This window comes from Hoeflea phototrophica DFL-43 (assembly GCF_000154705.2).
Lineage (GTDB): Bacteria > Pseudomonadota > Alphaproteobacteria > Rhizobiales > Rhizobiaceae > Hoeflea > Hoeflea phototrophica.
Window position 1 is genome coordinate 1148349 of record NZ_CM002917.1, and the last position, 26446, is coordinate 1174794.

The window sequence follows — 26446 nt, forward strand, 5'->3', positions numbered from 1 at the left end:
GCCTGTCTTGCAATGCGACCACTGATTGCGCAGACTGAATCTCACGGGTCCCACAATAGGACAATCTTAAGACATCTGAAGCAGATTGTGGGGATGAATTCCGAGGCTCGAGGCCGTTGCTTCCAATGATCCCTGAAGACGACAATCTGGACACATCGTCCAAAAGTCCCAATCCGGTAGCTTACACTGACCCGTTGACCGGGTTGGGTAACCGGCGCCGTCTGATGGATAAAATCCGCAAACTTGCGGCCGAACGCGCGGACGATCCAGCCCCCTTTACCATCGGCATCGCCAACATTGATGGGTTCAAACCGATCAATGATCTCTTCGGCCATGCTGCCGGCGATGAGATTCTCTGCCAGGTAGCGCACAGGCTGCGGGCCTGTTTGCCCGATGGCGGTTTCGTTGCACGTATTGAAAGCGACGAGTTTGCCTTTGTTCTGCCTCTGGTGTTCGAAAAGAAGGGTGCGGAAAAAATCGGCCGGATGTTCAAGGACGTGCTGTCGGCGCCCTATGATCTCGGCGATCGCAACGTGCGCCTCTCGGCCTTCCTTTGGTTTCGCGGTTTATCCCTTTGCTGGTGAGCAGTTTGCTGAACTGCTCAAGAGCGCCGATACTGCGCTTTATCGCTCCAAACGCCGCGGCCGTGGTCAGATCACTGTGTATTCAGAGGAAATAGCGGAGGAGATGCGTTACGGCACCCAGGTCGAACAGGCCCTGCGCCGCGCCATCATAGCCGACGAAGTGGCTGTTCACTTCCAGCCGATCGTTGATCTGATCGATGGATCGATCCAGGGTTTCGAAGCACTGGCCCGTTGGACCGACCGGGAACTCGGGTTTGTATCGCCGGCCGTCTTCATTCCACTCGCCGAAGAGCGCGGTTTTATCGACTCGCTGACCGAAACCTTGCTCAAGAAGGCTGCCGAGACAGCAAAGCACTGGCCTTCGGATATGTTCCTGTCGTTCAATCTCTCATCAGCACAGCTGATTGATCCTGCAACAGGTTTCAACATGCTGGCCATTATCAACCGGGTTGGTCTCGATCCGCGCCGGCTTGAGTTGGAAATTACGGAAACCGCGATGATGAGCGATCCGGAGATCGCCGCCAAGGTGATCGATGAACTTCACACCATCGGGATCAGGGTTTCACTTGATGATTTCGGCACCGGCCAATCCAGCCTGGGCCGGTTGCGCGAATTCGCTTTCAACAAGCTCAAGATTGACAGAAGCTTCATCAGCGAGATCACAGTAGACAAATCCTCGGAGCACATTGTTCGCGCCATCCTGATGATGTGCGAAGGTCTCAATCTCAAGGTCATAGCCGAGGGTATTGAGACCGAGGAGCAGGCCGAAATGCTCCGGTCTCTTGGGTGCAGGTCCGGTCAGGGATGGCATTATGGCAAGGCTGTCGACTCAGCCGAGACATTCCGCTTGATTGAAGCCCAGCAGGCCGCGCAATTCGGTTCCCGCTCGGCCTATATTGTCACCCCTGGATCTCACGACCTTCCTTGATCAACCAGTCGAGAACCTGACTCGTCTGCGGTGTCAGACTGCGCCCTCTGGGCCAGATCACATGAAACGCAGCCCCGGTTTCGAGACTGTGAGGCGTCACCTTCTCCAGCAGGCCAGACGAGATCAACCGCCCGGTCAGGTGCCGCCAGGAGAGCGCGACGCCCTGGCCTTCCAGCACCGCCTGTATCACCAGAACATAATCATTGATGGCAAGCCCGCGATTGGCGGTGGTGGCGTTCACGCCAGCGCTCTTGAACCATTGCTGCCAGTCACAGGCCGAACGAAAAGGCTCTTCGAGGTGGATCAGCCTGTGCTGGGCGAGTTGGTCGATGCTATCGGGCTCACCATGCTTTTCGAGATAGGCGGACGTGGCCACAGCTTCGATGACTTCCGGCGCGATCAGGGCGCTGTCATAGTCTGGCCAGTCCTCCGGCCGGCCACCGCGAATGCCAAGCTCGATTGCTTCGGTCCGGATATCCAGATCCCGGTCCGCGGTCTGTATCCTGAGGTCAATGTCGGGCAGATCATCACGCAGCCGTTGCAGCCGCGGCAACATCCAGAATGAGGCGAAGGCTGTTGATGCAGCCAGCGTTACTATTCCGGGCTTGCCGCGATTTTTGATATCTTCCGCGGATTTGCGGATATGGCCCAGCCCCAGCGTCACATCCGCATGGAAGCGGCGTCCGGCTTCGGTCAGGTGGACAGCGCGGTGGGCGCGCTGAAACAGCATCGCGCCCAACTGGGTTTCAAGCGCGCGGATCGCGTAGCTGACGGCGGCCTGGGTCATTCCCAGTTCCCGCGCCGCCCGGGTGAAGCTCAGATGCCTGCCCGCAGCTTCAAAGACGATCAGATTGCCGGCAGAGGGCAACAGGTGGCGGAGGTTTTCCATAAGGTGAGCTTATCTTAAGTCGAAGAATTTTCCAGCATTACATCGCCGCGTTCCGGGCCTAGTCTCTGATCAAGTTGACGCTAGTGCATGCCGCGCTCAATTGGATCCGCGGCGAGGTAAGTCCGGGAGGGTTTGTCATGGATGCAGTTGATGTGATCGCTGAGGTTCCGACAAGTGCGCGCAAGCGTGAACGTGGCGGCGGGCGCGACGGCCGCCGTGCGGGGCAGGGCAACCGTCCGCCTAATCGCACAACGCCATACATCATGCGCAACATCCCGACCTATGATGTGCTGGGCGAGGAAAGCCTGATCAGGATCGAGGACACGGCAGACCGGATTCTTGCGGAAATCGGCATCGAGTTTCGCGATGACCCTGTGGCGCTTGAGCACTGGAAGTCAGCCGGCGCCAGTGTTGAGGGGCTGCTGGTCAAATTCGAGCCAGGGATGCTGCGCGAGATCCTCAAATCGGCACCTGCCACTTTCACCCAGCATGCGCGCAATCCGGCCAACAATATCGAGATCGGCGGCAAGAGCGTTGTCTTCGCCCCGGCTTATGGATCGCCCTTTGTGATGGACCTCGACAAGGGCCGCCGCTACGGCACGATCGAGGATTTCCGCAACTTCATCAAGCTGGCGCAATCGAGCCCCTGGCTGCACCATTCCGGCGGCACCATCTGTGAGCCGGTGGATGTGCCAGTCAACAAGCGCCATCTCGACATGGTCTATTCGCATCTGAAGTATTCCGACCGCTGCTTCATGGGATCGGTAACTGCGGAAAGCCGCGCGGAAGAATCGATTGAGATGGCGCGGATCGTCTTCGGCCGCGATTTCGTTGATCGAAACTGCGTCATTCTGGGCAATGTGAACGTCAACTCGCCGCTGGTCTGGGATGGAACCATGACCAATGCGCTCAGGGCCTATGCCCGCGCCAACCAGGCGGCCGTCATCGTGCCTTTCATCCTGGGTGGGGCCATGGGGCCGGTCACCAGCGCAGGCGCAATCGCGCAGTCGCTCGCCGAAACCATGGCCGGTTGCGCCTTGACCCAGCTCGAGCGCAAGGGCGCGCCGGTGATCTTCGGCAATTTCCTTTCATCTATGTCGCTGCGCTCCGGCTCGCCCACCTTCGGAACGCCTGAACCCGCCATTGGCTCGATGGTGATCGGGCAACTGGCGCGGCGCTTGAATCTGCCCCTTCGCTGTGCCGGCAACTTCTCAAATTCCAAGCTGCCGGACGCACAGGCGATGAACGAGGGCACAATGTCGATGCTTTCGGCGGTCCATTGCGGCGCGAATTTCATTCTCCATTCGGCAGGGTTTCTCGACGGGCTTTTGGCCATGTCCTACGAGAAATTCGTCATGGATGCCGATTTTTGCGGCGCGCTGCATTCCTATCTGGCAGGCGTTGTTGTCGATGACAACACGCTGGCGCTTGATGCCTTCCGCGAGGTGGGAGTCGGCAAGCATTTCCTCGGGTGCGCCCACACCATGGAGAATTACCAGACGGCATTTTGGGACTCTTCCATTGCCGACAACGAACCGTTTGAGAAATGGGACACCGCCGGACGCACCGATGCCGCCAGCCGCGCCAATCAACGCTGGAAGCAGATGCTGGCAGACTACCAGGCACCGCCCATGGACGAGGCGACAGATGAGGCCCTGTTGGATTATGTTGAGCGCACCAAGGCCACTCAGGCCGACGCCTGGTACTGACATAAGAGGGGTTTGAACAATGGCAACACTTAACGATCCGCTGCTGCAACCCTACCAGCTCAAGCATCTGACGCTGAAGAACCGGATCATGACCACCAGCCATGAGCCCGCCTATCCCGAAGACGGGATGCCCAAGGACCGCTACCGCGCCTATCATGTCGAACGCGCCCGGGCCGGGATCGCCATGACCATGACGGCAGGCTCGGCGGCGGTCTCAAAAGACAGTCCGCCGGTGTTCAACAATGTTCTGGCCTACAAGGACGAAGTGGTGGGCTGGATGAAGAAGCTCACCGACGAGTGCCACGAGCACGGCTGCGCGGTGATGATCCAGCTGACCCATCTTGGCCGCCGCACCCACTGGAACAAGGGCGACTGGCTGCCCGCGCTCTCGACCAGCCACCAGCGTGAACCAGCGCACCGGGCATTCCCCAAGAAGATGGAAGACTGGGACATCGCGCGGGTCATTGCCGACTACGCCGATGCTGCCGAACGCATGGCGGAAGCCGGTCTCGATGGCGTCGAGCTGGAATGCTACGGCCACCTGATGGACCAGTTCATGTCGCCGCTGACCAATGAACTCGACGGGCCTTACGGTGGAAGTCTCGAAAACCGCGCCCGCTTCGCGCTCGACGTGGTCGCAGCGATAAGGGCCAAGGTCGGCGGCAGGCTGATCGTCGGCATTCGATACACCGCTGACGAAACCGCCAAGGGCGGGATCGATGAAGACGAAGGCGTTGCCATCGGCCACATGTTCAAGGCTTCGGGCCAGGTCGATTTTCTAAATGTCATCCGTGGTCAGATCCACACCGATCCGGCGATGACCGACGTGATCCCGGTGCAGGGCATGCGCTCGGCGCCGCATCTCGATTTCGCCGGCCGCATCCGCGCCGAGGTTGGATTGCCGACATTCCACGCCGCCCGCATTCCCGATGTGGCCACAGCGCGCCATGCCATCTCCAGCGGCAAGCTCGACATGATCGGCATGACGCGGGCGCATATGGCGGATCCGCATCTGGTCAAAAAGATCATGGAGGGCCGCGAGGACGATATTCGCCCCTGTGTCGGCGCCACCTATTGCCTCGACCGGATCTATCAGGCCGGGGACGCGCTCTGCATCCACAATCCGGCAACCGGTCGCGAACTTACCATGCCGCACACGATCATGCGGGCGGAGAAGTCCAGGCGTGTTGTTATCGTCGGGGCCGGGCCTGCAGGTCTCGAAGCGGCTCGCGTTGCAGCGGAGCGTGGGCACCGGGTTACGGTGTTTGAAGCCCAACCCGATGCAGGAGGTCAGATCAGGCTGACTGCGCAAAACCAGCGCCGAAGGGAAATGATCGGCATCATCGAGTGGCGCATGGCGCAATGCGCAGCGCGCGATGTCGAATTCCGCTTCAACACCTGGGCCGAAGCGGAAGAGGTCATGGCCGAGAGTCCCGACGTGGTGATCATCGCCACCGGGGGCCTGCCGCACACCGAAGTTCTCGAGCAAGGCAACGACCTGGTGGTCTCAAGCTGGGACCTGATCTCGGGTGATGTCAAACCGGGCAAGCAGGTGCTGGTCTATGATGATGCGGGAGACCACGCCGGATTGCAGGCGGCGGAAGTGGCAGCTCAGGCCGGGGCCACGGTCGAGATCATGACCCCAGACCGCAGCTTCGCCCCCGATGTGATGGCGATGAACCTGGTTCCCTATATGCGGTCGCTGCAGGACAAGGACGTGACCTTCACCGTCACCTACCGTCTGACCTCGGTCGAGCGCGACGGCAATCAGCTCAAGGCTATCATCGGCAGCGATTACATGCCACTTGCCAAGACACGCAGCTTTGACCAGGTGGTCATCAACCATGGCACCTTGCCGCTGGATGAGCTCTATTTCGAGCTCAAGCCGCACTCAAGCAATCTTGGTCAGGTCGATTATGATGCGTTCATATCCGGCGCGCCGCAAACGCTGAACGGCGGCCCCTCGGATGGCGAAGGCTTCCAGCTCTTCCGCATCGGCGATGCCATCGCAGCGCGCAACACCCACGCCGCGATCTATGATGCGCTCAGGCTGATGAAGGATGTCTGAGGGAGCGGGCACTTTCCTTTTTTGTCGGTCATAAGTGTGTCCGTTAGGTTAGCGCAGGATCAGGAACCCGCGCGGGAAAGCGGTGTGATGGCGACGCCGGAGGGCTCAATCATGAGGTCGCCCAGCAAGGGCTTACCCGTCCAGCCCAAAGCCGAGAGATCGAATGCCGTAGCACCGTAATTGAACGCGAACACGTGATTGCCGTGGCGTCTGAGCCGCAAACCGTCCCGCAATTCCTTGGTCACGAGCCCCCCGCGGCTCGCAAGCCGCATGATGATGTCATAGAGCAGACCTTGGTCCGGCCAGCCGCCCAGATATCGGCGGTTACCCTGCGCGACCAGACCCGGCACGCCATCCCCGGTTGTCAGGATGTTTTCCGTCTCCGGTCCGGCCTCCAGGAATTCGCGCCAATACTGGAACGATCCGCCCTCGGCCAGATAGACCGGGGTGTCCTCACGCAGTGATTCCACATGGGTCACCCGCACATCGAGGATATCCTTGGGAAGCGCGGGGGGCAGACTGTCGGGAATGGCGAAGTCAGCGGTTTTGGAACCACTGCGAGGACCGATCAACACGTGGCCCTGATAGGCGCGGACCGCCTCGATCAGCGCGGGTGTCCAGGTGAAAAGGCCCGGAATCGTCACCAGACCGTAGCCCTCGAGATCTGGCGCGCTTGCCGGGACGATGTCGATGGAAAGACCCAGTCGCCGCATGGTCCGGTAGAAGTCGAACACCAGCCGGAAGTAATCGAATTCGCGGCCCTGCGGCTGGATCTCCCAGGCCCAGGCCGAAGGATAGTCAAAAACAATCGCCACATCGGCCTTGCCGGCTGAATCGGACAGCTCTCTGTCGAGTGCGCCAAGCTCTGATGAAACCTGGGCGGCCTCATGAAATCCCTGTGCCTCGACCGAATCGGAGCGCAGCAGTCCGGCATGCATCTGCTCCTGCGCGAAGGGGGCTTGGCGCCAGCGGAAATAGCTGACGGTTTCCGCACCATGGGCAAAGGCTTCCCAACTCCACAGGCGCACCATGCCGTTGCGCGGTGCTGGATTGTGAGGCGCCCAGTTGACCGGGCCGGGCTGCTGCTCCATCACCCACCAGCGGCCCTTAGACGTGGCGCGGTAGAGATCATGGTGAAAGGCCTGGAAATCCGGATCGCCTGCATGGGCGAACTGCCGTTTCCAGTCATCATTCTGATCGGAACGGTCTTCAAGAAAACCGAGCGGATAGGAATCCCAGCTTGATATGTCGAGATCCGCGCCGACATCGAAATGATCGAAGACGAGTGTCCGGCCCATGAAATTGTGGATCACGTCGCGGCCCGGCGAATGCGCGCGGATGATATCGGCCTGCGCCTTGTTGAACCGCACCACCATGTCCGAGGCGAAGCGACGGAAATCCATCACATGCGTAGGGTTGGGTTCGGTCACGGTCAGGTTCGGCAGCTCGACTTCCGAAAACTCCGAAATCTCCATCGACCAGAACACATTGCCCCAGGCCCGGTTGAGCGCTTCGGGTGACTGGTATTTGCGCTGCAGCCATGCCTGAAACCCGGCTTTTGCCGCTGGTGAATAGGACAGTGTGGTGTTGTGGCAATCATATTCATTGTCGGTCTGCCAGGCGGCAATACCGGGATGCGCCCCAAAGGCCTTGGCCAGCGCAAGCGTGATCCGCTTGCACTCTTCGAGGTAGCCGTCATGGGCGAAGTCATAATGCCGCCGCGATCCGAATTTCCGGGTGAGCCCGTCTGCTCCCACCGGCAGCATGTCCGGCATTTCATCCACCAGCCATTTCGGCGGGGTTGCCGTCGGTGTGCCCAGAACCACCTTCAATCCTGCTTGGTGCAGGACATCTATGGCACGGCCGAGCCAGTCGAATTCATAGACGCCGCGACGAGGCTCAAGCCGCGACCAGGCAAACTCGCCGATGCGCACATGGACAATTCCGAGTGACGCCATGCGTGCGGCGTCTTCAACCCATTGCGCTTCCGGCCAGTGCTCCGGATAGTAGCACACTCCGAGCGTGCGGTTCATGGCGACGTCTCCATCAAATCTGTCAAAGAATGTAGTCTGGCTCGAACCGGCCCTTGACCGGATGGTCGAGCAGGAAGGTTTTGCCCGCTTCCGGATCTGCGGCAAGTGCTTCCGCCGACATGCCCTGTTGCGCTGATGTGACCAGCAGCCGGTCAGCTTTGACACCGACAAAGGCCGGGCAACTCGTCTGGCTTGCAGGCACACTCAGGGACTTGATCCGTTTGCCGTCTGGTGAGTAGGCATCGACCGAACCGGCGCCCCAGCGGGCGTTCCAGATCGCGCCTTCCGCATCACAGACCGCGCCATCAAGCCCGCCCTTGCCGCCGCTGTGGTCCAAGAACACCTGCGGCTCACCCACTGGCAGCGCGGTTGCCGGGTCGATGGCCACGCGCATCAACCTGGCGGTGACCGTGTCGGTGAAATAGGCCGCCGCGCCATCAGGTGAAAAGCAGATCGCATTGGGGATGGTGATCCCGGGATAGAGCAGGGTCAGGTTGCCGCGGGCAACATGATAGATCGCACCGGCACCGGCTTCAGCCTGCTTGCCCATGGTCCCGATCCACAGTGCACCACTCCGGTGCACCCGTCCGTCGTTGGAGCGGGTCACCGGATTGTCGGCCTCGATCGGTGTGATCAGCTCAAGCGCCCCGGTCCGGACTGTCCGAAGGTGCAGGCCTGTTTCGGTGGCGATGATCTGCCGGTCAGCATCGACGCGCGCCAGAACGCTGCTCATTTCCGGCAACGTGTGAGACCTGATCTCGCCGGTCGCGACCGTGCATTCCATCAGTCTCTTGCCGAGGATGTCGAACCACCAGGCTGTGCCGGTATGCGGGTCATAGGTTGCCCCCTCGCCAAGCAGGCAGGCCGGCGCGTTCAGAATGGTTCCCGCAAAGGGGGGGGAGTCCGTGTTCACAGCCCGGCCTCCGCAAGTGCATCAAAGGCGGCAATCGCTTCGATGCCGCGGCGGTTTACCTCTCCGGCTGCCATGCCCGCCTTGTAGAGGCTTGAGCCCAGCCCGAAGGTTCGGATCCCGACCTTGGCGTAGGCTGCGAAATCCGCGTTGGAGACACCGCCCACTGCGCCGACGGGAACGTCCTTCGGCAGCACTGCCGAAATTGCGTTTATGCCTGATGGCCCGAGCACGCTGGCCGGGAAGAACTTGAGCGCCGAGGCCCCTGCCGCGCAGGCCGCCAGAGCCTCGGTCGGGGTAAACACGCCGGGCATGGTCACCATGCCATGGGAACCAGCGCGGTCTATCACCTGCGCCTCGACATTCGGGCTGACCATCAGCCGCCCGCCCACATCATTGAGGCGGTCGACATCTTCCACTGTGAGAACTGTGCCGGCACCAATCAGCACGCCCTCGGGGGCGCGCTTGACGGCCAGCTCGATCGAACGGAACGGATCGGGTGAGTTGAGCGGAATCTCGATGGCGGTAAAGCCGGCTTCGATCAGGCCGTCCACAATGGCTTCGGTCTCTGTGGGCTTGATGCCGCGCAGGATGGCCACGAGGCCGCGTTTCATCGGGGGGAAGGGAATTCGTGTCATGCGCGTTTCCGATCTCCGGTTTTTGCAGAATGGCTCCGCCATGCTTCCATCAGGCCGCGTTGGACTGCCACATCCGCATCGATGTCACGGATCTGCGCCCCGCATTCCGACAGTGCCGCATGATAGAGCCGCTGCAGCGCGCCGCTCGCCACAAGGCCGATCTCTTCGTCACCACGCAGACCCGCGCCTGCGAGCTCCGCGCCGATAAGCAGGCCCGAAAGCCGGGCACGGTTTTCTTCCTGCCTGGTGTCATGCAGCAATTGCCCGGCACGGATGGAAAACAGGTGATGCGTTGTCAGTTCGGGCCGTGTCCAGCCGTCACGCACCCCGCTTGCAAAAGCCGGATCGCGGGCATCGACCGGACCTTCGCCACCTGTCGAATACGCCACAATGGTTTTTCCGGTAACCGCCGAGAACAATTCGCCGGTCATGAAGGTTTCGAAACCGGTGACCACCGATCCTTCCATGGTCACCCATTTCGAATGCGTGCCGGGCATGCAGTAGCGCGCGCCATCAGGCATGTCGAAATATGCCCCCAGCAGCTGGGTTTCCTCGCCGCGCATGACATCCGGCTCGTTGAGCGAACGCACGGCGAGGCCCGGAACGATGATGATTTCGCGTGCGGTTCCGGGCACCAGGGTGGCGTTTTCGCCAATGGTTGCGATATCGGCAGGGGTGTCGAGGTAGCCGGCTTCCACCCAGCCCTGACGGGATCCGGCCATGCCACAGATCACAACCGGAATTTGTTCGGGCACCGACAAGGCGGAGAGGTGGCTCTCCAGGACAGTCTCGAAGCCACTCGCAGCGACTTCGCTCATGCCTTCGTGGCTGCGGTGCTCGGCCAGCACTGTGCCGTCTGCTGACATCAACCACAGCCGGAAGCTCGAGGTTCCCCAATCGACCGCGACAAGAAAAGGCAGCGTGCTCACATCATGCCTCCATCGGCGATCAGCACCTGTGCGGTGACCATCGCACTGGCGCTCGAGGCGAGGAAAAGGCATGGGCCGATCATGTCATCGGGTTCGATGGTGCGCTTGATGCACTGCCGGTCGAGCATCTGCGCCAGCCCCTCTTCGGTTACCCAGAGCCGCTTCTGCCGCTCGGTCATCACCCACCCAGGCGCGATTGCATTGACCCTGATGCCATCAGGCCCGAGCCGCCCGGCCAGCCCCTTGGTCAGCCCGACGATGCCAGCCTTGGCCGCGGTATAGGCGGGCATGGCGCCTATGTTGAGCATGTAGGAGGTGGAGGTGAAATTGACGATCGTTCCGCCACCCGCAGCGATCATTCCGGGCGCAACCGCCTTGGCGGTGAAGGCGACTGGTCTAAGATTGATCGCCTGATTGGCGTCCCAATAGTCTTCGCTCATGTCGAGCAGTTCATGCCGGTCGTCAAACGCGGCATTGTTGACCAGAACGCGCGCCGCTCCATGGGCTGCTTCGGCTTGCGGCACGGACCGTCTGATTGCGCCGACATCCGTGAGGTCGGCATGGATGAACAATGGCGCATGGCGGCCAATATCGGCCAGGCGTGCGGCAAGTTCGCGGCTTGGCTTTTCGGCGATGTCGATGAAAGCGACCTTTGCGCCCTGGCGAACAAACCCCTCGGTCAGCGCCGCCCCGATGCCCGTGCCTCCGCCGGTGATCAGCACCGCAGCGCCGTCTAGGTCCGGATACACAGGATGATCGGATGCGGTGGTCATGATTGAACTCCTGGGCGCACGGATTGGCCTTCCACCACCAGCATGGTGGCAGGAAAGGCATTGGGAAGGCGCAAAGCCCCGGCCATCAGCGCCGCGCCTGATAGCCGCACGCTCTCACCCTTGCTGAACGGACTCGAGACATTCTGGTTCAAGGTTCGCGGAAGATCTTCCGGATTGATCAATCGGATGTCATAGAACGCCTCGGACCGCAATCCCGCAAGCCTGTAGGGGCGTGTCGCGATCTGTTTCGGTGCACCGGTTTGGCCATGAAACAGCACAAACCGGTCGTTGCCTTCGTTCGTGTCATCGCCCGTGGATGCAAACACTTCCGCATGAACTTCGGGATCCTCGGTGTCGAGGCGGAGAAGACGAGCCGAAAACAGGAAATCGCGATTGGCCTTGAACCAGGACGTGACCCGTTTGAGCGTTGCAGCCTCATCCGCTGTCAATTCGCGCGGGTCCATCTCGAATCCCATATGCCGCTGCGCCGCCACCCAGGCGCGGAACGCCATCGGCAGCACCCGGCCCGATGTGTGGCAGGTCCTTGGGCCGACATGGGAACCCTGGATCTCCGGCGCGATCCAGCGCGAGGCTTCATGCTGCATCCTCAACCGCTCGAGCGCATCGTTGGAATCCGACAACCAGACCCGCGTTGTGTGGCCCAGAATGCCGAAATCAACGCGCCCGCCACCAGATGCGCAGCTTTCAATCTCGACATCGGGGAAGGCTGCCTCAAGCCGTTCGAGCAAGCGGTAGAGCGCCACTGTCTGACTGGATGTGCCGCCTGTGAGAATCCGGTTGTGATCCCATTTGATGTAGTCGATCGCATGCTCTGAGAGGATCGCCGAGATCTGGTCGAACAGATAATCGCTCACGCCCGAATTGGTGAGATCAAGCACATATTGCTGCCGCCCAGCGGGTTGTCCTTCGGGGCCCTGAAGCCAGTCCGGATGAGCGCGCGCCAGATCGCTGTCAAGATTGACCATCTCGGGCTCGAACCAGATGCCGAAACGCATGCCGAGGCTCTGCACATGATCGATCAACGGCGTCAGCCCGTCGGGATACTTGTTCCGGTCGATGCTCCAGTCGCCCAGAGAGGTGGTGTCATCATTGCGGCCCTTGAACCAGCCGTCATCAAGCACGAAACGTTCGGCGCCAAGATCTGCGGCCCGGCTGGCGATCTGCTTGAGGTCTTCCGGCGAATGGCGGAAATAGATCGCTTCCCAGCAATTGTAGTGGACCGGACGCGGGACCGCGCGGTCCTTGAGTTTGTCGTGCGAAAAGCGCCGTCCCAGCGCGTGGAATGCCTCGGACAATCCGTTCAAACCATCTTTGGACCAGGCCAGGTGGACCGTTGGGCTTGATATGGGCTGATCGCTGACACCGTCATCTGCCACGCCGAACTGCACCTGGCGTCGCCCGTCGGGAATTTCCTCGGCAATCATCCGGTGTCCGCCCGACCAGGCGAGGCTGACGCCGAGGCATTCACCGGAGGTCTCGCCGCAGTCTTCTGCGAGGAATGCGGCACCCGGGAAATGCGCATGGCCAGTCCGGCCCTCACGGCTCTCGCGCACATGTTGCCCGGTGGCAAAGAGGCGTTCCTGCTTTTGAAACTCGCCGGTCCAGCGCCCGCCATGGTCGAGAATGCGGGAAAGCCGGTCAGGGATTGGAAACGCACCGGCGCACAACCATCCGATCTGGGATCCGGTTTGAGGGGTGGCGTGCGCCGACAGGCTGAGCAGTCCCGCGTCATCAAGATTGATGTCAAGCGTGAGCGACACGCGGTCCAGACGGTCGCTCAGCGTGAACGTCAGAATGCCATTTTCCTTCGCCGCATCGGCCAATACCAGATCAGGCGTTGCCGGTTGCCCGGCAGCGCTCAGCAGGCTCAGCCCCGGATGTCCCTGCCAGCCTTCAATGGCTGATGGTATCAGACTCAGAGGCGTCAGCGGGTCAAGCTGGCCACCGGCGGTGTTGGGCAAGGTCAAACGAGCAAGCAGGCTCAGGTCTTCCTGGTCTGGCAGTGTTGCGCCAAAGTGAATGAGGCACGGCGTGCTGCCCTCGAAGCTGGCGAACACGGCCGTTCGGTCACCCTCGTCCAGCCGCCAGCAGCTCAGCGCAATTGAGGTCTGTCCTTTCTTCACGCAGCATCAGCCCTTCGTTGCGCCAAGTGTCAGGCCGGCGATGAAGTGGCGCTGCATCAGGAAGAACATCAGTACCGGCGGCAGCGCGGCAAGCAGCGAGGCCGCCGATACCAATTGCCATTGGCTGACGAACTGTCCGTTGAGCGCCCGCACGCCTGCGGTGATCGGCAGCCGGTCATCGCCCTGGATCAGCACGGTCGCCCAGAAGAAGTCGTTCCAGATGAAGGTGAAGACCAGCACGGAGAGCGCTGCAATCGCGGGCCTGACCAGTGGCAGCACCAGATGCCAGAAGATCTTGAATTCGCCCACGCCCTCAATCCGTGCGCTTTCCACCAGTTCATAGGGCAGGGCCTTGATGAAATTGCGCATGAACAGCGTGCAGAAGCCGGTCTGGAAGGCCGCGTGAAATAGCACCAGCCCGATGATGGTGTCATAGGTGTCGGTCCGCACGGCCAGATCGCGCACCGGCACCATAAGGATCTGGAACGGCACAAAATTGCCGGCCACGAACAGGAAGAACAGCGGCAAGGCCCATTTGAAATCCCGGTAGATCGCCAGCGCGTATCCGGCCAGACAGGCAAGCGCCACCGAAATCACCATGGTTGGAACAGTCACCAGCATAGAGTTGAGCAGATAGGTGCCCGCACGCGACTGCGTGAACACAGCCGTGTAGTTCTGGATGAGCAGGAAATCCGACGGCCAGCCGAACACATTGCCCGCATTGATGTCGGCGGCTGGGCGGATCGAGGTCATGAAGATCGCAAGCAGCGGAAGCAGCCAGACAAACAACGCGATCGGCAGGGCGATCTTGTAGGCCGTCTGGGCCGCGGCGGAAGAGCGTTCAATCGGTGCAGGAAACATCTTTTAATTCCCCTTCTCGTCGCGCCACATCTTCCACAGGAAGAAGCTGATGAAGATCAGCATGATGGCAAACAGAACCACAGCGATCGCCGAGCCATAGCCATAGCGGTAGCCGTATTCGGAAAGTGCCGTCTCATACATGTAATAGGACAGAACGTTGGACGAGCCGTAGGGCCCGCCCTGGGTCATGATCGCGATCATGTCGAACGAGCGCAGCGCGCCGATCACGGTAACCACGATGGCCAGAAATGTTGCAGGCCAGAGCTGCGGCAGAATCACGTGCCAGAGCATCTTCCAGCCCTTGGCGCCATCAAGCCGCCCGGCCTCGATCTGGTCCGGCGAGACGTTGTTGAGCCCGGTCAGATACAGGATCATGCAATAGGCGATTTGCGGCCAAAGGCCGGCGGCAATGATGCCGTAGGTCACCAGATCCTCATCCGCGAGGATGGCGGGCGGCGTGGCGCCAAAGAATTCCCAGACGAAGCCGACAACGCCGAAATTGGGGTTGTAGAACCACGAAAAGATAAGCCCGACCACGACCTGCGAGATCACGAAAGGGAAGAAGAAAAGGGATTTGTAGAGCCGTATTCCGGTGACGGTCTGGTTGAGAAACAGCGCGATGCCAAGCCCGATCGGGACCGCCAGCATGAACAGGACCAGCCAGAGTACATTGTTCTTGAGCGACGTCATGAAGCGGTCGTCATCCATCAGGTCGATGTAATGCTGCACCCCGACCCAGGTCGCTCTTGTGCTGCCATCTGCATTGTACAGGCCGTCCCACTCGTAAAACGAGATCCAGATCGACTGGAAAATCGGGATGACAACATAGATGGCGAAAAAGATCAGTGCCGGAGCCAGGAAGAGCCAGGGAGCGAGCTTGATCCGGTTGCGGTGAAACCAGCTGTGCTGAACTGTCCGCATGGCCATTGCTGGTCCCGGTTGTGCTGGAGCTTCACTCATGCTGTCCCCTCCCAAGCGTATCGGCTGCTTCAGTCTAAACCACTCGCGTGCGGGCGGCGGAATTAAAAAACGCCGGGCATATGGCTGCCCGGCGTTGTGTCAGGATGGATTACTTGTAGACGCGTTCCTGCACCTTATCGAGGCGCTCGAGAATGGCGTCGAGACGGTCCGGCTTGACCATGAACTCCTGGAAGCCTTCCATGCCTGCCTTGGCCATTTCAGCCGGCGCGTCGCGGTCATAGAACTGCGCGATACCGGCAGCCGCGTTCAGCGTCGCAAAGCCTTCCTGGAGGAACTTGTCGTCGCCGACCGAAGACTTGGAGTTGATCGGCAGCTGACCCATCGACTTGTTCCATTCGGTCTGGACGTCTTCACGCGCAACAAAGGCCAGCCACTTCTTGGCGTTTTCCTTGTTCTTGGCGTTGGTCGGCATGTGCCAGGTGTCGGTCGGAGCTTCTTCGGCGTTCGCAATATCCGGGTTGATCACCGGGAACTGGAAGAAGTCGATCTGGTCGTCGGTCAGACCGCCGTCGCGCATGGAGCCCACAGCGAAGTTGCCCATCACATACATGGCAGCTTCACCCTTGATGAAAAGGCTCATGCCTTCCTGCCAGTCCATGGTTGCGTGGTTGTCGACCCAACCGCCCGCATCCAGCATCTCTTTCCAGCGCGCGAAGGTTTCGCGGACGCGGGGGTCGGTGTACTTCACTTCACCGGCGGTCAACTGATTGTGGAAGTCATAGCCGTTCTGGCGCAGGTTCAGATAATCGAACACGCCGGCTGCCGGCCACAGGAACTTGGTTCCGATGGTCAGAGGCTTGACGCCGCTGTCATTGATGGTGCGCATCGCTGCCAGGAACTCGTCCCAGGTCTTCGGCTCGGACAGGCCGAGTTTGTCAAAGATGTCTTTGCGGTAGTAAACGCCCCACTGGTAGTAGGTGTAAGGCACGCCATACTGCTTGCCGTCGACAGTCATCGAGGGTTTGGTCGATGCCAGGGTCTCGGAAAAGCCGTTGGCCTCCCAGACATCCGAAACATCGGCAAACAGGCCGGCATCCACGAAGGGCCGCATGCGGTTGCCGGCGTACCAGGTGGTCACGTCCGGCGCGTCTGCCGTAAGGAAGTTCCGGATCGCAGTCTTGTGCGCTTCGCGGTCATTGATGTTGACGGTGACGTTGATATCGGGGTTTTCACCCTTGAACTTTTCAACGGCAGCTTCAAAGGCGGCTTTCGGCCCCGGATTGAGATCATCAAAGGTGATGATCAGGTCGCTGGCGAAAGAGCCGCTGACCGTCATGGCCATGGCGGCTGCGCCGATAAGTGTGGTCTTGAATAGCGATGTCATTGGTGTGTCTACCTCCCATTGGACCTCAATATGTCCGCAAAAGCGGACAGTCTGACAAGTTCCATTATTTGGAACAGTGTTTGACTATTTAGAATAATCAAACTATGCTGCGGTAAATGTCAAGCGGCAATCAACGGCTGGAGCCGTGCTGCGGGGGGGAGGAAACGTGGATAGCGTGCGCGAAAGCGATCAGGAAGCAGTGCCTGAGGCAGAAGACCGGAATGGCCGTCAGCCGGCCAAGACACGCAACCATGCGGACACCGGAACGCTTGGCAAGGCGGTCTCGGTTCTCGACATCGTTGCATCGTCCGAAGAGCCGATGCGCTTTACCGATATTCTCGCTGTGTCCGATCAGCCGCGCGGAACGCTTCACCGGCAATTGAGCAATCTTGTGGAAGAGGGGCTGCTCAGCCTCAACCGCGATCACTCCTATTCCCTGGGCCTCCGGCTGCTCAAGTTCGCCGCCAAGGCCTGGGCCGGAAACCAGTTCCGCTCCATAGCTGAGCCGCATTTGCGGGCCCTGCACAATCGCACCGGCGAGACTGTGCATCTGGGCGTACTCCGCGGCACCGAGGTGATCTATCTCGACAAGGTCGAGAGCCGGCAGGCGGTGCGGATGTATTCCCAGATCGGCAATTCCTCCCCGGTGTTTTGCACCGGCGTCGGCAAGGCGGCGATGTCGGCGCTTGGTGAAGAGGCCTTGTCGGAGGTGATCAGCAAGATCAGCTTCCGCCGGTTTACCGAGCACACGCTGGTGACCCCTGAGGCCCTGCGGGCGGAAATCGGGGACATTCGCGAGAGTGGGAATGCCTATGACCGCGAGGAGCATGAGCTCGGCATTCGCTGCGTCGCAGCGCCAATCTACACACCGGACCGGTCTTTCGTGGCGGGTGTATCGGTCACCGGCCCGGCCTACCGGGTGTCGACGGAGGCTCTTCAATCCTGGGCCGTGCTGGTGCGCGAAACTGCCGGCGCGATCATGGACGATATGGGGCCGCGATTGGGCCCACGCCCCTAAAACACAAACCGGCGTTTCAAAGGCGCGAAACAAATATCCGGATATTTCCCGGAACATCGAAAGGGAGACAAATGGCAGGCCTTCAATTGAGCAAAGTGCGCAAGTCCTTTGGCAGCGTTGACGTCATTCATGGCGTCGATCTGACCGTGGACGAGGGCGAATTTACCGTGTTTGTCGGCCCGTCGGGCTGCGGCAAATCCACTTTGCTGCGGCTTGTTGCGGGCCTTGAGGAAGCCACCAGCGGCAACCTCGCGATCGGTGGCAAGGATGTCACCAACGCCGAGCCTGCCGACCGCGGCGTTGCGATGGTCTTTCAGTCCTACGCGCTATATCCGCACATGACTGTTGAGGAAAACATGGGTTTTGGTCTCAAGATGACCGGGCACCCCGAAGCCGAGATCAAGACGCGGGTTGGCCGAGCCGCCGAGATTCTGCATCTCGAGCCGCTGCTCACGCGCAAACCCAAGCAACTCTCCGGCGGCCAGCGTCAGCGCGTTGCCATCGGCCGGGCAATTGTCCGCCAGCCCGAGATATTCCTGTTCGATGAGCCGTTGTCCAATCTCGATGCCGAATTGCGGGTGCAGATGCGCCTCGAGATTGCCAAGCTGCACAAGGATCTCGGCGCAACGATGATCTATGTGACCCACGACCAGGTCGAAGCGATGACGCTGGCCGACAAGATCGTGGTGCTGCGCGCCGGCAAGGTCGAGCAGGTGGGCTCTCCGCTCAAGCTCTATGACGATCCCGACAATGCCTTTGTTGCCGGTTTCATCGGCTCGCCGCGGATGAACTTCCTGCCGGCCGTCGTCGAGAGTTCGGAAGGGGAAACCCTGACGGTGCGCCTGACCGATCTCGGTGACGTCAAGGTGCCGATGACCATCAAGGGCCAGCATCCGGCGAAGGGGGCCGGACTCTCGTTGGGCATCCGGCCCGAGCACTTTGATCCCGGCGCGTCGGTCAAGGTCCAGACTCCGATTGATGTGATCGAGCATCTTGGCGGCTCGTCATTCGCCTATTCCAGGGCGGAGACCGAGCAGCCCCTGACCATCGAGTTGCGTGACAACCGGACCGCAAAGGAGGGCGAGATGCTCGCAACTGGTTTCGACCCCGCCCGCGCCTTCCTGTTCGACGCGTCAACAGGTCTGCGGTTGCGCTGAACTTTGCAATTCGGCTGACGGACAAGCCCGGGATCAGCTAGCCCTGATCCCGGGTTTTTCAGTGCGGTCGCTTGATTCTCGTCAAGCGCCCGGAAAACTGTAATCCTTGAGCTGATCGCGCAAGGCCGTCTTCTGGATCTTGCCGGTGGCCGTGTGCGGGATATCATCGACGAAAATCACGTCGTCAGGCATCCACCATTTGGCGATCTTGCCATCAAGAAAGCCGATCAGGTCTTCCTTGCTTGGCGACCGGTCTTCCTTGACCACGATCACCAGCAGTGGCCGTTCGTCCCACTTTGGATGGGTCACGCCGATCACCGCCGCTTCGGCCACATCGGGATGGCCGACCGCCAGGTTTTCAATCTCGATCGAGGAGATCCACTCGCCGCCGGACTTGATCACGTCCTTGGCGCGGTCTGTGATCTGCATATAGCCGAACTGATCGACATGAGCGACATCACCGGTGTCGAACCAGCCTTCTGTATCGAACTGCTCGGCACCGCGTCCCTTGTAGTAGGACGAAGACACGGCCGGGCCGCGCACCTTGAGCCTGCCGAAGGTGCTGCCGTCCCAGGGCAGGGAAACGTTCTCGTCATCGGTGATCTTCATCTCGACGGTAAATGGCGGATGGCCCTGCTTGGTCTGAAGGTCCAGTTTCTCGTCACCTTCGAGATGGGCGTATTCGGGCTTGATCGAGCAAAGGGTGCCAAGCGGGCTCATCTCGGTCATGCCCCAAGCGTGGACGACATCAACTCCGTAATCGTCCTGGAACGCCTTGGTGATGGCGCGCGGGCAGGCAGACCCGCCGATCACGACTCGGCTCAAATCTGGAAGCGCGCCACCTTCCTTTTCCATTCGCTGAAGCAACATCAGCCACACTGTCGGCACCGCAGCAGTGATCGTCACTTTCTCCTGTGTCAGCATCTGATAGATCGATTCGCCATCCATGCCGGCACCGGGCATAACCATCGCACAGCCGGACATTGGCCCGGAAAACGCTGTCGACCAGCCATTGGCATGAAACAGCGGTACCACGGGCATCAGCCTGTCGCGGGACGCCAGGCTGAGCATGTCGGGCTGCAGCGCTGTCATGGCATGCAGAACATTGGAGCGATGCGAATACACCACGCCCTTGGGGTCACCTGTGGTGCCGGAGGTGTAGCACATGCCCGCGGCCGTTCGCTCGTCAAACTCCGCCCAGGCAAAATCGCCATCCGCCTCGGCAATATAACTCTCATAGGAAACCGCATTGACCAGCGAGGTTTCCGGCATGTGTGCGTCATCGGTCAGGATCACGATCCGTTCGAGACTTGGCACTTTAGGCGCGATGAGTTCGACAAGCTTGACGAAAGTCAGGTCGACAAACAGCATCCTGTCTTCGGCATCGTTCATGATCCATGCAATCTGGTCATGAAACAGCCGCGGATTGAGCGTGTGATAAACCGCACCCACCCCCAGAATTCCATACCAGCTTTCCAGGTGCCGCCAAGTGTTCCAGGCCATGGTCGCGACACGGTCGCCTATACCGATTCCGTCGCGCGCAAGGCGCTGCGAAAGCTTCAGCGCTCGGAGCCTCACTTCAGCGTAGTTTGTCCTGTGAATGGGCCCTTCAACCGAGCGGGAAACCACTTCACGTTGGCCGTGATATGTGGCTGCGTGATCAATCACCTTATGGCACAGAAGTGGCCAGTCCTGCATCAACCCGAGCATGGGTAATCCTCCGAATTTCGCAATCTCCCATGGCAGCTTATCGTTCCAATGCACGGAATCCTATAACCAAATCCGCGATCGCTTTCGGTTTCTTGCTATTATGCCTTGTCATCCGATTTGCATTTTTCTAGCTCTGGTATAGCTTGCTTTCGCGATCAGAGATGGAGGCGACATCCTGTCGGAGAGCCTGGTGCTGTAGGGATTGGTTCAGCAAAGCGCCACTAATATTTTTAGGGGGTAGCGGATAAGGTGTTCATCCGGCATATAGAGTTATCTGGACTTTTACAGTCCACTTTTAATTAGGGACGGCTAATTGGGGACGGCGGCTTCGGTATGGATGGAGTGGTTCCATCTTGCCTGTTGCAGTGAGAATTATGATGACCGAATGCGATTACAATCAAGATCGTTTTGAGCCGATGCGCCAGCGGCTGAACAACTGCACGACCCAGTTCGACCTTTTGCGCCTGCTTCGGGAAGTCACCCAGTTTCACCAATACACATATTTCTTTATCGCCAGCGGATGCGACGGGGCGACGCGCAGTCTCGCTGATAGCATCATCATAACCTCGGCGCCTTCAGATCTTGTCCGCCGTTATGATGAAACCGGTTTGATGGAAAGAAGCCCGTTGATGCGGGCTTTGGGTGGAAGGGGCACTCCGCTGCAATGCCGTCTCGACGAGACGATAACGGCTTTCACAACGGAGCAACAAGCAGCGCTTGATGATTTCAGCGCTGAATTCAATATTGACTGTTGCTTTATCACGCCGGTCTATCATCGGGACCACGGTCCGGCTGCGGTGTGCTTTCTGGGCAAGCGGAACCAGATGAGCTTCAGTGAAGCTGCCAACCTTGCGATGATCTCCAGCCTCGCGCATCAGAAGCTCAGGCGGGTCTCGGCGCAACCCAGCAAGGCCGATTCGCCGTTGACCGAACGCGAGCGTGAATGTCTGGTCTGGACCTCAAGCGGAAAGACCTCAGTCGAGATTGCCAGGATCCTCAGTCTCTCGGAACACACGGTCAATCACTATCTCAACAATGCCGCGCGCAAGCTCGATGCCGTCAATCGAACCCAGGCGGTCGCACTCGCAATCCGCCAGGGCTTCATCGAGTAACCGTTTCGCTGAATGTTCACGGGTCGTTGCAAAGCCCGGAGGCTTTGACGGGCTGAAAGTCTATTTCACGGGATACCAGTACCGCGCATCGGCTTCGCCGCGAACAATGCGCACATGCTGATTGGCAAACACCCGGTAAGGATGGCTCCACTCCCCATCTGGCCACTGCACGCGGATTGTGGCGCGTTCCGAGACCCCGAGACCAACATGGGCAAAGCCTGCCTGTCCTGACGCGTGGCCGCCGCCAACCTGCAGCCTGCGTGTCTGCGTGCGCGTGCCTGTGCGCACCGATATCAGCGAGCCGACGCCCGCTGGATTGATGTCGCCATTGTCGAGTTCGATCTTGACCCAGTTGCCGAGCGGTCTGTGTCCCCAGTCCGTCTTGGCGCCAAGATTGCGAAAAAGGCTTGCCGGGTGCTCGCGGTTGACCACCAGAAGGTCAAGCATGCCGTCCATGTTGAAATCCTCGACAATCGCACCGCGGCCTCGAGTATCCAATGCGATGCCGGCCGCGTCGCCTTTCTCGTGGAACCTGCCGTCAAAACTGCCAAGCAGCAGATTGTCCGGGTCGAAGCCGGCGAAATCGGGCATCGCCTGAACATTGCCCTTGGCGATGAACAGATCAGTCAGCGTGTCATTGTTGATGTCCGCAAACTGGCTATGCCAGCCGGTTGAGGGTTTGGAGTCACCGCCGGTATAGGGACGTTGTGCCGTGGCACCCATTTCATACGCGATATCGCGGTAGGTTGGCCGGTTCTCATCAGCCTCGTCGTCAAGCTTCTGAAGCTTGGTGTCGCCCATCGAGGTCAAAGCATATTCGGGCAGGCCATCGGCATCGAAGTCGGTTTCTGCAATGCCCATTCCCCAGATGGTCAATCGCTGCCACCCCTGAGAAGAGGAATAGAGACGCGGGGCCTGGCCATCGCGCATATCCCAAAGCTGCTCCTCGCCGCCCCGGTAATATTGCCTGTCATTGGTGATCCGCAAATCCGGCTTGCCCGACCTGTTCCAGTCGGTAAACAGAATCGAAAGTGCGCAATAGCCGGGTTCGAGCATTCGCACGCCGGAGTAGTCCGGTGTCTCTCCGGCGCCCGGTCTGAGCAGCGCATTGGGCTCGCAGGTTCCGAAAGGGGTGCCTGGTGCGGATCGGTCGACATAGTTGCCGATTGCAATCGTCGGAAACCGGTTTTCGCCTTCCCAAGTCGCCGACATGGCTGTTGACCAGGCACGCCCGCCATCGAAGCCAAAGTCCCGGTTTGCCTTCTCGAAATTGCAGTTCGGTCCGCCCTTGAGGACGATGTTGCGTCCCAGTCTCAACAAAACGAGATCCGTGTGCCGGTCATTGTCAATATCGAGTGGGTAGGCACCGAGCACCTTCCCGAGATCTTCAGGCTCGAGATCCATTTCCATCTGCCTGAACGACAGTGCCCCGCCGGTCTCGCTCTGGTTGACAAACAGCCCCGCAGCCGAGCTGCCGCCGGCAAGAAACAGGTCCGGCAACCTGTCGCCATTGCAATCCAGGCTGGCCGCGCCACCTCCGACAAAAAACTCCCACGGTCCGGTGTAGCTGTGGTCTATCCCGGCCGCGATGGCTTCTTCCTGGAGGCTTGGCACATCGGTGGTGAAACCTGGTTGTTCCGCCGTCACAGTGCCGGTGCAGAGAAGGCCGGAGAGGCCAAGGTAGAAACAGGAGCGCACGAACGTCATGGAGCAATCACCAGTGTCTTGAGAAACGCGATCAGGGCGGATTTGTCTTCATCCGCACTTGCAGCATAGGCATCGCGTGATTGGCGTGCCGAGCCGCCATGGGCCAGAATGATTTCGTCAAGTGTGGTGAAATCATTGCGGTGGCCATAGGGGCCCGTTGAGGCCACGCCCCAGAGTTCCGTTGTCTGGAAGATGTTCCGGTCGACAAAACGCTGTGACAGCAATTCATTGCCGAGCGCGTCGATCTGGTTGTCCGTCATCACATGGCGCTTGAGGTCGCCAAACAGCGGCACCAACACCCGGCCCTGATCGTCACGCGGCAGGTTTGCAGCCCATTCCATCAGCTCCAGATCGTAGATCGCCGAAGCCTTCACCTGGCGATCATTGAGTGTGCCGGCAAGATCGAACGGGCCTGGATCGGCAAACCCCAGACTGTCGAGCGGCAGGTGAGGGCGGTGACAGCTGGCGCAGCCAAATTCGCCAAACAGGGTTTCGCCTTGCTTTGCTGCTGCGGGCCATCCTTCGACCTGCGGCACAACCTGTTTGGGCGGCCGCAAGGTTGCTTGCCAGGCGACCAGCGCAGAGATATCGGCGTCGCTGACTTCGCGCGCTATCCCATCGCCATCAAAGTCGTCAGACCCGGTCCAGCGCGCGCCAAAGCGTTCGTCCGGCTGCATGCCGTGATGATGGTTGAGTGCATTGACGGTGAATTGCCTCAGAGACGTCATCACGCCTTTCTGGCTGAAGGGGCGGATCACAAGATCGGTGTCCACGCCATCAAGTTCGTCGAGCCGCACCGAACCGTCGGGTTCTGCAGAGATGAAGCCGAATTCCACACCTTTGGTCGCAAGCACGAGCCGGACGGTTTGACCGGTCGCTCTGGCCTTTGCCAAGGTCTCGTCACGGATCGCCTGCAGATCCCGGCTCATCTCCCTGGCAAGCAGTTCGACAAGCCCCGCGCCAAACAGATGGTTGGTGCCGCGTTCGTTGGAAAACTGAGGATCGAGTGAATCGAAATCGGCGCTTTCAAAACCCTCGGAGACAAAGACATTGGTGACAAAGTCCCCCGCGCCGCCGAGCGTCGGCTGGTTGTGGCAGGCCGCACAGGAGCCGCCGTCGGGCCCCGCAGTGCGCAAGAACAGCTGCTCGCGCGGATGCTTGCGCCGCGTCGGATCGATGGCCTGCGTCGCCTCCGGCCTGCCTGCGCCATCGAGCGTTGTGAAGCGGTCCAGAAACAGCGCTTCTCCGACCGCGTTGAGATCGATCAGCTCGCGCCGGGACAAGAGCCCCGTTGGCATCTGATCAAGCGAACCAAGTGCAGAACTGCTTTCCGACCAGGGCGCGTTTGCGAAATCCGCTGATGAGGCTGCGTCAGTCTGCTCAGCCAAGGCCGCGCCCATTGCTAGCTGCAGGCCAAGGGCCGCCCCGATCACCGACAGGCTCAGCGGCAGGCCCCGGGGATGCAAAACCCTGATTTTCATTGTGCTCCTCCTCGCCCAAGGATCTTGGGCGCAATGATGTCGCGGTCAATTGCCGCCATGGTATGGTTGAGATGGCCGTCAAAGACCAGGCGTTCTTCATCAATGGACAACGAGATCTCCGGTGGGCCCTCAATGCGGGTGCCCAGGGATGCTGACAGACCCTGGTCGATGCCCGGCCGCATCAGCTCGAAAAAACGGATTCCCGGTCCGGTGAAGATCACCGGCATCTTTCCGTGCAGGCTGATCAGTCGTGCCAGCCCGTTACCAAGCGCTGTACCGGCCTGCCGAAACGCGAATTCAGCCATGCGATCGCCGCGCCGGGCCAGTTTGGCGATGTGTTCGATTTCGTTGAAGGGTACGAACGGCGCTGGAATGGTGTTTGGTGGAACCTCGAAGGAGGCGCGCAGGATCGCGTAAAATCCGGCGTAAGCCTCGATGCAGCCGGACGAGCCGCAGCGGCATAAAGCGCCGTCCTGGACGTGAATCATGTGCCCGAATCCGGGCGCCCGCGGTTGCGGATTGCCGCTCTCTTCCATGGTGACGATGCCGAGGCCGATCGAATGGCCCAGCGAGAGGGCCGCCAGTCGGGGGATTGGCGCGTCCTGCTGCCTGCTGAGCGACGTGTGCAAGGCGCTGGCAACCAGAAGGCTCTCGTGACTGAGGGTGATCCTGGCATCCCAATCCTGTTCCAGAACCCGTTGAAAATTGATCTGCTGGTCTCCCAGCACAGGCGACCACAACAAGGTCACGTTGTCGTCGGCAACCAGGCCTTTCGATGAGATGGAGATCGCCAGAAGCGCAGACCGGTCGATACCGGCGCGCCGGGCCAGCCGGGCCAGTGTCGACTGGACGCCCGCAACGAATGTTTCAGCCTTCTCCCCGCTGTTGGTGCGCTTTTCGTCGATCCGGTCAATCAGCGTGCCGGAGTAATCGACCAGTGAGTATTGGAGCACATCCGAGGAGACCCGTACGAAGGCGGCATAGGCTGCGGCGCGGCGCTGAAGAAACAGGATTCTCGGTCGGCCTCTGCCCGCGGCAGGCGGCGCTTCTGCACGCTCGACCACGCGCTCACTTTCCAGTTCGTGCGTGATCGCAGTCACGGTTGCCGAGGCAAGTCCGGTCTCTGCCGCAAGTTCCGTATGCGACTGCCCGCTCTTGCGCCTGAGCGCCTTGAGCACCAGGGCGCGGTTCTGCCGGCGAATAAGCTCTGTGCTGGATTTGGTCAGCATGATTGTCGTCGCCCACTCATGGCGATCCAGTCAATCTGACCCTGGCCTGGTGTCAATGTCGTTCCCCGCTTGCCTGCGGCCTGGCGATCTCTTTCGAAGCCGCCTGCTCCCATGCCGCCCGGCTGTTTTGCGCCCGTTTCTCCTCCCTTAAACCAGTCGGGCGGACGGGTCTCGGGGCGCTGCCTGCCTTGTCTTAATGGGCCTCTCGTCTTCCATCCTCAACGGGGGGAAGAGACCGGCGACCTCGATTGCAAAGGTCAG

19 protein-coding genes and 1 pseudogene are annotated in these 26446 nt (G+C 60.2%); 6 read left to right on the forward strand and 14 right to left on the reverse strand.

The features are described 5' to 3' along the window. The first annotated feature begins 125 nt into the window (after positions 1 to 125). Positions 126 to 1512 (forward strand): annotated as a pseudogene (locus tag HPDFL43_RS05405) (putative bifunctional diguanylate cyclase/phosphodiesterase). Here HPDFL43_RS05405 and HPDFL43_RS05410 read toward each other — a convergent pair. Further along, a complete protein-coding gene (locus tag HPDFL43_RS05410) occupies positions 1484 to 2401 on the reverse strand; it encodes a LysR substrate-binding domain-containing protein (protein WP_007196265.1) in 918 nt (305 codons plus the stop codon). The pseudogene HPDFL43_RS05405 and the gene HPDFL43_RS05410 overlap by 29 nt on opposite strands. A 137-nt stretch (positions 2402 to 2538) precedes the next feature. Here HPDFL43_RS05410 and HPDFL43_RS05415 point away from each other — a divergent pair, with 137 nt between their 5' ends. Then, a complete protein-coding gene (locus HPDFL43_RS05415) occupies positions 2539 to 4110 on the forward strand; it encodes a trimethylamine methyltransferase family protein (RefSeq protein WP_007196266.1) in 1572 nt (523 codons plus the stop codon). A gap of 19 nt (positions 4111 to 4129) precedes the next feature. Beyond that, positions 4130 to 6178 (forward strand): NADH:flavin oxidoreductase, encoded by a 2049-nt coding sequence (locus HPDFL43_RS05420; protein ID WP_007196267.1) that lies wholly within the window; start codon positions 4130 to 4132, stop codon positions 6176 to 6178. A 59-nt stretch (positions 6179 to 6237) separates the two neighbouring features. Here the strand turns inward: HPDFL43_RS05420 and HPDFL43_RS05425 are convergent, their stop codons facing one another. From HPDFL43_RS05425 to HPDFL43_RS05465, 9 genes are all read right to left on the reverse strand, one after another. Next, complete coding sequence (locus tag HPDFL43_RS05425; protein ID WP_007196268.1) at positions 6238 to 8211, reverse strand: beta-galactosidase; 1974 nt, start codon at positions 8209 to 8211, stop codon at positions 6238 to 6240. Between the two features lie 22 nt (positions 8212 to 8233). Then, entirely contained in the window at positions 8234 to 9124 is an 891-nt protein-coding gene (locus HPDFL43_RS05430) for an SMP-30/gluconolactonase/LRE family protein (RefSeq protein ID WP_007196269.1), read from the reverse strand. Then, the gene (locus HPDFL43_RS05435; RefSeq protein ID WP_040449085.1) at positions 9121 to 9759 is read right to left on the reverse strand and encodes a 2-dehydro-3-deoxy-6-phosphogalactonate aldolase; all 639 of its coding nucleotides are present in this window, start codon (positions 9757 to 9759) and stop codon (positions 9121 to 9123) included. The genes HPDFL43_RS05430 and HPDFL43_RS05435 overlap by 4 nt, the downstream gene beginning before the upstream one ends. Beyond that, entirely contained in the window at positions 9756 to 10688 is a 933-nt protein-coding gene (locus HPDFL43_RS05440; protein WP_280949344.1) for a 2-dehydro-3-deoxygalactonokinase, read from the reverse strand. Before HPDFL43_RS05440 ends, HPDFL43_RS05435 begins: the two co-directional genes overlap by 4 nt. Next, positions 10685 to 11461 carry an SDR family NAD(P)-dependent oxidoreductase gene (locus tag HPDFL43_RS05445; RefSeq protein WP_007196272.1) on the reverse strand — a complete coding sequence of 259 codons (777 nt, stop codon included), beginning with the start codon at positions 11459 to 11461 and terminating at the stop codon, positions 10685 to 10687. The genes HPDFL43_RS05440 and HPDFL43_RS05445 overlap by 4 nt, the downstream gene beginning before the upstream one ends. Continuing rightward, the gene (locus HPDFL43_RS05450; protein ID WP_007196273.1) at positions 11458 to 13605 is read right to left on the reverse strand and encodes an alpha-galactosidase; all 2148 of its coding nucleotides are present in this window, start codon (positions 13603 to 13605) and stop codon (positions 11458 to 11460) included. Before HPDFL43_RS05450 ends, HPDFL43_RS05445 begins: the two co-directional genes overlap by 4 nt. A 6-nt stretch (positions 13606 to 13611) precedes the next feature. Next, a complete protein-coding gene (locus HPDFL43_RS05455) occupies positions 13612 to 14466 on the reverse strand; it encodes a carbohydrate ABC transporter permease (RefSeq protein WP_007196274.1) in 855 nt (284 codons plus the stop codon). Positions 14467 to 14469: 3 nt separating this feature from the next. Beyond that, complete coding sequence (locus tag HPDFL43_RS05460; RefSeq protein WP_156970204.1) at positions 14470 to 15426, reverse strand: carbohydrate ABC transporter permease; 957 nt, start codon at positions 15424 to 15426, stop codon at positions 14470 to 14472. 109 nt (positions 15427 to 15535) lie between these two features. Further along, the gene (locus HPDFL43_RS05465) at positions 15536 to 16771 is read right to left on the reverse strand and encodes an ABC transporter substrate-binding protein (protein ID WP_007196276.1); all 1236 of its coding nucleotides are present in this window, start codon (positions 16769 to 16771) and stop codon (positions 15536 to 15538) included. A gap of 199 nt (positions 16772 to 16970) precedes the next feature. On the opposite strand from HPDFL43_RS05465, the gene HPDFL43_RS05470 reads away from it, so the two are divergent. Together HPDFL43_RS05470 and HPDFL43_RS05475 are read left to right on the forward strand one after the other, a co-directional pair. Next, positions 16971 to 17789, forward strand: a complete 819-nt coding sequence (locus HPDFL43_RS05470; protein ID WP_040449708.1) for an IclR family transcriptional regulator — start codon at positions 16971 to 16973, stop codon at positions 17787 to 17789. 71 nt (positions 17790 to 17860) lie between these two features. Beyond that, positions 17861 to 18946 (forward strand): ABC transporter ATP-binding protein, encoded by a 1086-nt coding sequence (locus HPDFL43_RS05475; protein ID WP_007196278.1) that lies wholly within the window; start codon positions 17861 to 17863, stop codon positions 18944 to 18946. A gap of 81 nt (positions 18947 to 19027) precedes the next feature. On the opposite strand, the gene HPDFL43_RS05480 is transcribed toward HPDFL43_RS05475, so the two are convergent. Further along, entirely contained in the window at positions 19028 to 20656 is a 1629-nt protein-coding gene (locus HPDFL43_RS05480; RefSeq protein WP_007196279.1) for a long-chain-fatty-acid--CoA ligase, read from the reverse strand. A 377-nt stretch (positions 20657 to 21033) separates the two neighbouring features. On the opposite strand from HPDFL43_RS05480, the gene HPDFL43_RS05485 reads away from it, so the two are divergent. Further along, positions 21034 to 21768, forward strand: a complete 735-nt coding sequence (locus HPDFL43_RS05485; protein WP_169743229.1) for a helix-turn-helix transcriptional regulator — start codon at positions 21034 to 21036, stop codon at positions 21766 to 21768. A gap of 60 nt (positions 21769 to 21828) precedes the next feature. Here HPDFL43_RS05485 and HPDFL43_RS05490 read toward each other — a convergent pair whose 3' ends face one another. From HPDFL43_RS05490 to HPDFL43_RS05500, 3 genes are read right to left on the reverse strand one after another with little or no spacing between them, the layout of a single operon-like run. Then, positions 21829 to 23475 (reverse strand): CRTAC1 family protein, encoded by a 1647-nt coding sequence (locus HPDFL43_RS05490; protein WP_007196281.1) that lies wholly within the window; start codon positions 23473 to 23475, stop codon positions 21829 to 21831. Continuing rightward, positions 23472 to 24956, reverse strand: coding sequence for a di-heme oxidoredictase family protein (locus HPDFL43_RS05495; protein WP_007196282.1), 1485 nt, complete (start codon positions 24954 to 24956; stop codon positions 23472 to 23474). The genes HPDFL43_RS05490 and HPDFL43_RS05495 overlap by 4 nt, the downstream gene beginning before the upstream one ends. Further along, positions 24953 to 26185, reverse strand: coding sequence for an ROK family transcriptional regulator (locus HPDFL43_RS05500; RefSeq protein ID WP_007196283.1), 1233 nt, complete (start codon positions 26183 to 26185; stop codon positions 24953 to 24955). The genes HPDFL43_RS05495 and HPDFL43_RS05500 overlap by 4 nt, the downstream gene beginning before the upstream one ends. Positions 26186 to 26446: the final 261 nt, after the last annotated feature.